This is a genomic window from Synechococcus sp. N32 (genome assembly GCF_900473895.1).
In the GTDB taxonomy this organism is placed as follows: domain Bacteria; phylum Cyanobacteriota; class Cyanobacteriia; order PCC-6307; family Cyanobiaceae; genus Parasynechococcus.
This window is the reverse complement of record NZ_UCND01000001.1, coordinates 1-9,571: the sequence shown is the minus strand read 5'-3', so window position 1 is coordinate 9,571 and position 9,571 is coordinate 1. Positions and strand designations below refer to the sequence as shown.

General features: G+C 63.7%; 6 protein-coding genes and 2 pseudogenes. 5 read left to right on the top strand and 3 right to left on the bottom strand.

All coding sequences use genetic code 11. The annotated features are described in order from the left end of the window. Window positions 1–481 precede the first annotated feature (481 nt). Genes DXY35_RS00035 through DXY35_RS00020 form a run of 4 tightly spaced genes read left to right on the top strand, consistent with a single transcriptional unit; the run spans window position 482 to window position 6,155 of the window. Window positions 482–2,077 (top strand): glycosyltransferase family 39 protein, encoded by a 1,596-nt coding sequence (locus tag DXY35_RS00035; RefSeq protein WP_115080184.1) that lies wholly within the window; start codon window positions 482–484, stop codon window positions 2,075–2,077. Window positions 2,078–2,100: 23 nt separating this feature from the next. Beyond that, entirely contained in the window at window positions 2,101–3,231 is a 1,131-nt protein-coding gene (locus DXY35_RS00030) for a glycosyltransferase family 2 protein (RefSeq protein WP_115080182.1), read from the top strand. Next, window positions 3,194–4,729, top strand: coding sequence for a glycosyltransferase family 39 protein (locus DXY35_RS00025; protein ID WP_244272804.1), 1,536 nt, complete (start codon window positions 3,194–3,196; stop codon window positions 4,727–4,729). The genes DXY35_RS00030 and DXY35_RS00025 overlap by 38 nt, the downstream gene beginning before the upstream one ends. Further along, entirely contained in the window at window positions 4,707–6,155 is a 1,449-nt protein-coding gene (locus DXY35_RS00020; protein ID WP_115080180.1) for a DUF2079 domain-containing protein, read from the top strand. The genes DXY35_RS00025 and DXY35_RS00020 overlap by 23 nt, the downstream gene beginning before the upstream one ends. A gap of 7 nt (window positions 6,156–6,162) precedes the next feature. Here DXY35_RS00020 and DXY35_RS00015 read toward each other — a convergent pair. Both DXY35_RS00015 and DXY35_RS00010 read right to left on the bottom strand, forming a co-directional pair. Beyond that, window positions 6,163–7,590, bottom strand: a pseudogene (locus DXY35_RS00015) (DUF2079 domain-containing protein); the annotation flags it as partial. Window positions 7,591–7,682: 92 nt separating this feature from the next. After that, window positions 7,683–8,618, bottom strand: coding sequence for a hypothetical protein (locus tag DXY35_RS00010; RefSeq protein ID WP_137006681.1), 936 nt, complete (start codon window positions 8,616–8,618; stop codon window positions 7,683–7,685). A gap of 87 nt (window positions 8,619–8,705) precedes the next feature. Here DXY35_RS00010 and DXY35_RS00005 point away from each other — a divergent pair, with 87 nt between their 5' ends. Next, window positions 8,706–9,446 (top strand): hypothetical protein, encoded by a 741-nt coding sequence (locus DXY35_RS00005; RefSeq protein WP_244272802.1) that lies wholly within the window; start codon window positions 8,706–8,708, stop codon window positions 9,444–9,446. 54 nt (window positions 9,447–9,500) lie between these two features. Here DXY35_RS00005 and DXY35_RS13265 read toward each other — a convergent pair. After that, a pseudogene (locus DXY35_RS13265) lies at window positions 9,501–9,571 on the bottom strand (photosystem II protein D2); the annotation flags it as partial.

Below are 9,571 nucleotides of genomic sequence, written 5' to 3'. Positions count from 1 at the left end.
GGCCAGAAGGCCAAGGGCGGCAGGAGCCACCAGCAGTTGCTGGAAAAGCTTCATTTGATTCCTCACACAGGAAATAGGCGCAACTACGCCATTTCCAGATTTTGAGGGCTGCTCATCGGCCCACCAACGCCGCGTGTGCCGGTCCTTACATCGACATGTATCAGCGGATACCGTTCAGGCGCTAGGCACCTCAAATAAACGATGCCCCCGCCCGGGAATCCGGACGGGGGCTCTCGCCGGGTCCGCTTTTGCCGCGGAACCGGATGATCAGTCAGAAGGCGCCGTTCAGCCGGCGTTCTCCGCGATCAGCAGACCCTGGATCAAACAACTGGAAATCATGGACACCTCCTCCTGAAGGATTGTGAATGCCGGCAACGCCTTCGGAGTTATGCCCACCTCCCGAAGGAAGCAATCACCTCTCCACGCCGCTGCATCCTGAACACCCGGACCATACTCAGTTTTCGATGTGAAGAGGGGCCCCATGCGCTCCGGCTCAGCTCCTGACGCAGCACCCTGGATCGCATTGGTGGCGCTCGGCACAGCCGCTGCCGTGCTGGCCCTGATCGGCCTCGGCGATCTCCCCTTGCGGGACTTCGATGAAGCCACCGTGGCCCGGGTGGCCCTCGAACTTCGCCACGGCCTCGGGGAAGCCCCGTTGCTGCCCACCCTCTGGGACAAGCCCTACCTCAACAAGGCACCGGGTCTGCACAGCCTGATCGCCCTCGTGATTGGCGCCACAACACAGCACAACCAGCTCCCTTCGGAGTGGACGATCCGTCTGGCACCCGCCTTGCTGTCGTGCCTGGTGGTGCCCCTTGGAGGCTGGCTGCAATGGACGCTGCGGCCGGGAGACCGCTCCAGCGCCCTCGCCACCAGCGTGATTCTGCTGACGCTGTTGCCGGTGGCCCGGCACGGACGTCTGGCCATGCTGGATGGAACCCAGCTGTCGGCCATGGCTTTGCTTTGGCTGGCCCTGCTGAAGCTCAACGGGAGCCGAACCAGCGCACTCTGGGGGGCCGTCGCCGGCCTGATGGCCAGCGCCATGCTGCTGCTCAAAGCCCCATTGCTGGTGCCCGCGGCGGTGGCCGCTGGTGTGGCACTGGCCTGTAGCCAGGAATGGAAATCCTGGACCAACAAGTCGGCAGCCCTGATCGGGATGCTGCTGGGCCTGGCGCCGGGAATCGGCTGGCATCTCTGGCATGCCCACATCCGAGGCAGTGAAGCGCTCTGGCTCTGGGGCGGCGATGGCGCTGGGCGGGTTCTTCTGGATGCTGGCGAAGGCAGTGATCTGGGCTGGCGGGTCCCGGTGATCGAAGTGCTGGAGGGGGGCTGGCCCTGGCTGCCGCTGCTGCCCTTCGCCCTGGTCTGGGCCTGGCGGTGCCGTCAGAGCCGCTGGAGCCGTTGGTCTCTGGCCAGCCTGCTCACCCTGGCCGGGGCCATTCTTCCGCTGCGCACCCAGCTCCCCTGGTACAGCCACCCGCTCTGGCTGCCCATTGCACTCCTCTGTGCTCCGCTGCTGGCCTGGCTGGTGGAGCGACCCTCTTCTTCGTCGAATTCACCTGGCAACCCACAGCCCCCCTGGCGCTGGCTGCTGTCGCGGCTTCCAATGTTCTGGTGCGGGCTCGGGCTGCTGCTCTTGCTGCTTTGGCTGGCCAGCTTCAACAGCATCGGCAGCAGCCTTGAGCCCTACCGCGATCTGGCGGTTGTGCTGGGCCTCGGCTGGTGTGGCGGCGGATGGTGGCTGCGCTCTGGCGCACCACAGCGACGACGCATGGGGGTGATCAGCCTCAGCTGCGGCAATGCGGCAGCGCTGGCTCTGCTGTTTCACTCCCCCCTGTGGTTGTGGGAGCTCAACGAAACCTGGCCCGTGCAGCCGGTGGCAGCCCTGGCCAGAGCCAACCCTGGAGGCGAAATCAGGCTGAAGGGTTACGACGAACGCCCCAGCCTCAACTGGTATGCCGAACAACGCATTGAGCGCTTCAAAGGTGGCCCAGGCCGCCGTCTCAGCGACAAGCCGCAGAAGGACTGCATCACCGAAGGCCAAGCCGGGCGATGGACTCTGGCCAACTGTCGGTAGCCTGAGCCCGACTGGAGCGCACTGTGTCGTCCACCGCGGAACGTGAAGGACCGACAAGCCACAGCGGCCTGTCCATCGTGCTGCCCACATTCAATGAAGGTGGTTCCATCCGCCAGGTGATCGAATCCCTGCTGCACCTGGGGACGGATCATCCGCTCGAAATCCTGATCGTCGATGACGATTCCCGCGATGGCACCCCAGATCTGGTTCGCGCCCTGGCCCGCCAGGACCCCAGGATCCGGATCATCCAACGGGTGGGACGCTCCGGACTGGCCAGCGCCATCAAGGAAGGCCTGATCGCAGCGCTCTACCCCACCGCTGTGGTGATGGACAGCGATGGACAGCACGAACCGACCTCCGTGGGCGAAGCCGTGCAGCTCCTGGATCGAGAGGGACTGGACCTTGTGGCCGGGAGCCGCTTCCTCGACCGCTCCGAAATCCGAGGCCTCAGTGATCGACGCACCGATGGCTCCACCCTGGCCAACCGACTGGCCCGTTGGAGCCTGCCCAGGTCCTACCGGCACCTGAGCGATTGCATGAGCGGCTTCATCGTGCTGCGCCTCGACCGCTGTCTGCCGCTGGTGCGTCAGGTGGACGTGAATGGCTTCAAATTCTTCTACGAACTCCTTGCCATCAGTCGCGGCCGCCTGCATGTGGGAGAAATTCCGCTGCGTTTTCAGCCAAGGCTGCATGGCAGTTCCAAGCTCGATCTCGCCGTCCTCTGGGACTTCGTCGTGTCCCTGATTCACACTGCAACCCTGCGGCTGCTGCCGCGTCGGGCCATCAGCTTTGGGCTTGTGGGAGCCTCAGGGGTGGTGGTGCAGTTGCTGTCCACAGCACTGCTGATGGGCCTGTTCAACCTGGCGTTTCAGCAGGCGCTTCCTGTGGCTGTGATCACCGCCGCAAGCTCGAACTATCTGGTGAACAACGCCCTCACCTTCCGCGACCGACGCCAGAGCGGACGGCAATTGATCCGGGGGTTGCTGAAGTTCCTGCTGGTGGCCTCCCTGCCGGCCCTTGCCAACGTTGGCCTTGCAACCAGTTTCTACACCCTGATCCAGGCCCATACGCTCTGGGCCCAGTTAGCGGGCATTGTTGTCGTCTACGTCTGGAACTATGCGGCGTCATCCCGCTTCGTCTGGAACAATCCCTAGGCCGACCTGGCTGCCCATCGGCCTTGGAAGCCTGCTGCGGCTGGTGCAGATCTGGATGCCGGTGCTGGGGGTTCACAGCTGGCGGCAAGCCGACACCGCCGCCATGGCACGGCATTTCAGCCTGGCGGGCACACCGATCTGGCTGCCGCAGGTCGACTGGAGCGGTGCAAGTGCCGGCTTTGTGGAGTCGGAATTTCCCCTCTATCCCTTTCTGGTGAGCCGCCTCTACGGCCTGATCGGCGTGCAGGAGTGGCTGGGCCGTGGTCTGTCGGTGCTCTGCAGCGCCTTGACCATCTGGCTGGTGATGCGCCTGGGCCGGCGTTGGTTCAACCCCGAAGCCGGTTGGTGGGCGGGCCTGGCCTTTGCCATCGCACCTTTGGGGGTGTATTTCGGGCGCGCCTTTCAGGCCGAAGCCCTGTTGATGCTTTGTGCCGCAGGGGCCCTGGAGAGCCTGAGCCTCTGGCGAAAGCGACGTTTGCCCTGGAGCCTGGCTCTGAGCTGGGTGTGCTTCACCAGCGCTGGTCTGATCAAGGTGATTCCACTGCTCTGGCTGGGGCTGCCCATGCTGATGGTGCAGCTCAGCTCCAACCCTCAAGGCCAGGCCCCACCCCTGCAGACCCTGCCGAGCCGCGTGCTTCGTCTGCTGGGGCGTCCCGGCTTCTGGCTTTACATCGGCACCAGCCTGATGGCGATCGCCAGCTGGTACTGGCATGCCCATCAACTGGGACAGACCAGTGGTCTGAGCTTCGGGTTCTGGGGTTCAGGAGCCGATCGCAGCAGCATCAGTCTTCTGCTGGATCTCAACGGCTGGATCAACCTGCTGCTGCGGGTAATCCTGCGGCTCCTGGCAGTGGTGGGGGTGCCGTTTCTGCTGATCGGCCTGAGGGCGAGCTGGCGCAGCGGCGGCGGGCAGATCAGCATCAGCGGTTTGGTGGGCGTGCTGCTCTGCACGATCGCCACCATGCGCTCGAGCACGATTCACGAGTACTACCAGCTACCTCTGCTGCTGTTCAGCTCCCCACTGATCGGCTTGGGATGGCAGGCATGGCACCAACGGCAGCCCCGCTGGCAGCCTCGGCTGTTGCTCAGCCTTGCTCTGGTGGTGAGCCTCACGGTGCTCTCACTCGATTACTGGGCCGTGGAGCATCGGCAGCGAGAGGCGTGGATGCCGTTGGCCCTCACCATCCGCAGGGATCTGCCCAGCGATGCACGGATCGTGAGCGTCACCAGCACCGATCCCACCCTGCTCAACCTGGCCCGCCGTCAGGGCTGGCTGATCTCCAGCAAACAACTGACGCCGGAGCGACTGCAGCGCTGGAAACAAGCTGGAGCCAGCCATCTGGCCGGCAGCTTCGTGTGGGACAAGACCTACCGGCCGATGCCGCAGCGGCGGCAACAGCTCCTGCGGGAGATGGTGGAGGCAAGCCCCCATGCCTGGATGGACTCACGCAGCCAGACCTATCTGATCCCGATCGATGACCTCCAGCCCCAGCGCTGACGCCCGGCCATCTCAGCCGCGGGGCTGTCCTCCGCTGCTACTGGCGCTTTGCGCAGGGCTGGGCCTGCTGCTCTGGGGCGTTGCAGCGGCACGCCATGACCTGCTGCAAAGCAATGCCTACGACCTGGGGCTGTTCGATCAATGGGCCTGGCTGATCGGATCGGGAGCGGCACCGATCTCCTCGATGGAGCAGGTGCATGTGCTGGCCGACCACGGAGCCTGGATGCTCTACCTGGCCGGCGCGGCCTATCGGATCCTGCCGAGCATCCATTGGCTCCTGGCCAGTCAGGCCCTGGCCCTGAGTTGCACCGCACTGCCGGTTTGGTGGCTAGCCAAGCAGGCTGGTTTGGGACCCCGGCAGTGCTGGCTGGCCTGCGGGCTCTGGTGGCTGCAGCCGGTGGTGTTCAACACAGCTCTGTTTGATTTTCACCCCGAAACCTGGGTGATGCCGGCGTTCGCTTTAGCCCTCTGGGCCGAGCGCAACGGCCACTCCCGGCTCTGGTTTGGCTTGCTGCTGCTGATGCTGGGCTGCCGCGATGGCTTGGTGCTGATCACAGCAGGCATGGCCATCGATCTTGCGTGCCGGCGGCGTTGGCGGTGGAGCCTGGCGGCGGGGGGCCTCAGCATCGGCTGGCTGCTGATGCTCAGCCGTTGGCTCTATCCACTGCTCAGGGGTGGCGAAGGCCCCAAGGCTGCAGCGCGGATGTTTAACCATTTGAGCGGCGATCCGCTGACGGTTCTCAGTGGCCTGGATTGGGTTGGAGGAGCGGAATATCTGCTGCTGCTTTGCCTGCCCTGCATCGCCCTGTGGCGGCGGGCCTCCCTGAGCACGCTGCTGATCGGGCTGCCGTTGGTGCTGGTGAATCTGCTCTCCGCATCCGCCAGCTACCGCACCCTGGTGCATCACTACAGCCTGCCCCTGGCACTGGTGGCCGTGGTGGCCTGCATCGATGGCCTGCGGGGGAAAGCCCAGCCCCAGCGGGGCTTTCCCTGGATACTGTGCTGGGCCATGGCCTGTTGGCTGGCGCTGGCCAAGCCCTGGTTCTTCTCCGGGCCCTACCTGACCCGAGTGCCCCAGCTGCAAGGGGTCAATGAGGCCCAGGCTCTGATCCAACCGGAAGACGCCGTGCTCACCACCAGTTACCTGGTGCCACAGCTCAGCCAGCGCACCAACATCGGTTTCCCCAAGAAAAAACTGAGTCCATTCCCCAAGGCTGGCCCCTGGAATGTGCTGCTGCTCAATCCCGCTGACCCGGGCTGGGGATCAAGCCGCAAGGTGCAGCAACGGTTGCTCACTCAAGCCAGGGACAAGAATTGGAGCTGCCAGAGCTGGCCATCGGGCCTGGAGCTGTGTCGGGCACCTGCCGCTGCAAAACAACAGCGCCACCGTGGCAATGCACCAAGCGGTAATCGCCCGACGCCTTGAGGTTTCGCAGTTCCCGCTGAATGCGCTGCTGTTTGTTACGCGATCCCTTGAACACTGGAGCCAACGGGGTGTGATAGTCGGGGATTGCCACCACCCAATCCACCGGTTGAACGCGGCCCTGGCGATCGCGGTACTGAACATGCCGAGGGAAACGAATCGCCGCCTCCCGTTGGGCCAACAACGGCAGCAAAGGCGTATCGGCAGCAACGCTGGCATCCGATGGAATCAGCGCCACGGCCTGTAAAGCCGCCTGCCGGCGGTTCAGCATTTGCTGAGGAGACACGTACGCCCAGGGGGAAAAGCTGTCGGGGATGACGGCCGAGAGGGTGCGGTGGGGGTTCCCCACCAGCGTGAGCACAAGGCCAAGCGACAGGGCCGCGGTCCAACAACGGCGCAGCCAGGGCTTCGACCAGGCCTCCTGGTGGCGTTGCCACCAGAGCACAGCACCGAGATAGAGCCCGGGCACCAGAGCCAGCACGTAGCGCAGGGTGACGGACAAGGCCGATCGCCCTTGGGAGAGCAAAGCAATCAACAGCGGGGCCAGCATCAGCAAAGCGGCATCCACCGAGAACAGGGGCACCAGCACCAGCGGCAGGCTCAACGCCAGCACAAAGCCGAGGGTTGCCCCGGGCGGCGACACCAACGCTTCGAGCAACGCCAAAGGCTGGCGCAGCATGGCCCAAAGCACAGAAACCGTTCCCCCCGACGGGTCATCCACCAGATGGCCGAACTTCTCCTTCAGGAAGCGATCCGACAACGAGGAGTCCACCATCGGCTGAATCCAACCGGTGACCAACACGACCCAGGCGAAGGACACCCCGATGAGCAAGGCTCCGGTGATGCGTTGGTCGGGACGACGCACCAGGGCCCAGAGGCCAAGGGAAAACAACAGCAAGCCACTGTCTTCTCGCACCAACAACAACAGAGCGCCAAACAGCCAGACCCGCCAACGGCAGCCATCGAGGAGCCCTCCCACCACGAGAAAGGCCAAAAGGGGCAGCCAAACCAGATCGTGAAAGTTCTCGAGAGCCGGGCCAATCACCGCACCACTGAGGAAGTAGGCAAGGGTGATCCGTTCAGCCAGGGGCCGCGGAAGGCGGGAGTCAGCCAATCGCCACAGCACCAGACCTGCGGCAGTGAGCAGGCCCACCTGAAGCAACGGCAGCGCCCACATCCCGAACACAGCCACGAGGGGAGCCATCAGCACGGTTAAGACGTTGGCGTGCTGCCCCAGGTGCAAGTAATCGATGGACGGGAGACCATCGCCGACCACCACCGCCCCCGACAACACCGATGAGAGGCTGCTTTCAAAGGGACGACCCTGCGCTGTCGCCCAGAGCTCCTGCAGAAACAGGGCTTGGTCATAAGTGGCGCTGAGGCTGAACAGCCGCCAAGCCTGCAGCCCAAAACAGATCAGGGCAAACAGACCTGCCATCGCCAACACCTTGCTTGGCCAACGGGTTGGGGAGGACGCATCTATGCCGCTGGGTCGACGCATGCAGCCGTCCTTGAGGGATTTTGGGCAGATTACGGAGCGTGCTGCACAGGGCCAAGCAGCACGCGCGTGCGTAACAACAACAGATAAATGGAGGCATAGAGCACCAGCTCACCCCACTCCTGATCCCGATTGAGGATCAACTCGGAGCAGGTGCGCGTCGCAATGCAGAACGCCAGCGCAGAAACCGCCAGAAACAGCGGCCAGCTGTAGACAGCGGGAGTGAGGGCCCGAACCACGGGCGCCATCGATTCAGAACAGTGTTTTGTAAGCGCTCCCATCCAGCGCGGCGCCAGAACCACAACAGCCAAAACCCCAAGGGTCGCCAGGAAGGTGCCCAGATCCAGTCGTTCCTGAAACCAGCCGATGTTGTGCAGAGTCGTCTCGTTCTGCGCGTTGATCTCGTTCAACAAGGGCGGGGTCCGCCAGCTGAAGATCACCTGGCCCCAGGCGAGCTCCTCCATCAACACCAGGGCAAGACATGCCGCGCCGCACTGGAACAGCCGACCGGGGCGGCGTACCTGCAAACGCGCATTCAAGTCGGAGCCGATCAACCAGGCCGTCCGGCTGGCGAGCACCAGCACCAGCACCTGGCTCCACTCCACCAGGCCACCCTCGCCAAACACCAGATTTTTGTAGGCGTCACGGTCCGGCGAGCCGGTCTTCAAGCCGACAACCAGCAGAACCACAAGCGCCAGCAGACCCCACACCGCACGGGTGCGGCTCTGATGGGCCCATGGATCGGCATCCGACAGCAACCGCAACAGCCCCTGGGAACGGGTGGCCCAGACCGCCAGTCCCGTGCTCACCCCCGCCACAACGCCCCAACCGAGATCAGGTTGGGAACCACCAGAGGCAGCCATCACCAGCTGCACGGCCATCGTCAACAGAGACGCACCTGCCACCACCACGAACAACGCAGTAAAGGCTGTCTTGAGGGCGCGACCCCGTGTGTAGATCACAGCCACCAGCCCATCCCTTGCGCGAAGCGCAGGTTAAGCAGAGGTTTAGAACCGAACTCTGAGACCGGGGTTCACCCTCCGCACAAGCCAACCGTGATTCAGCAACCCAATGCAGCGGATCCAGGCCAGATCGGAATCATTCCGCTCACGCCACGATCGATCCGAACGCTGCTGATGGCCATCACCGCAGGGCTCTTGCTGGCCCACAGCGTCGTGCAAGTGGGCATTTACGGCTTCGGGGCGGAGAAGCATTGGCTGGACAGCCTCAACATGGACCGCGAACTCAACCTGCCCACCCTGTTCAGCAGCGCGCTGTTGTTGATGGCGGCCCTGTTGATGCAACGACTGGGTGAGGGCAGCGATCGCATCGCTGCCCAGGACTGGCGTTTGCTGTCGAAAATTTTCATCTTTCTGGCACTCGACGAAGCCCTTCAGATCCACGAGATCTTGATCATTCCAGGGCTCAGGCACCAGGTGCACCCAGCTCTGGCATCCACCTGGGTGGTGCCCTACGCCGTGCTCGCCCTCATCCTGCTGTGGCGCTTTCGCCGCTTCCTCGGCTCAATCTCCCGAGCAACGGCATCACGGTTGCTGCGATCAGGGGCCGTCTACATCGGCGGTGCCATCGGCATGGAAATGATCGGAAGCTTCGCCGTTCGATCCAGCCTGATCCGCCTGCATAGCCCCTGGTATGGCGCCATCACAGGATTGGAAGAAGCCTTGGAGTTGCTTGGCATCGTTCTGCTCATCGATGCACTTTTGCGAGCGCTGCTCGATCAACGCAACGGCCTCGATCTCACCTTGCGTCTGGGACCTGATTCAGACAGCAACTGAACCCAAAAAAAAACCGCCCGGTTGGGCGGTTGAAGGAACAATTCGGCCTTGCGATCAGAGGGCGTTGCCGCGGGGCAGAACCTCTTCAGGGAAGACGAAGTTTTCGTGCGGCTGGTCAGCCGGTG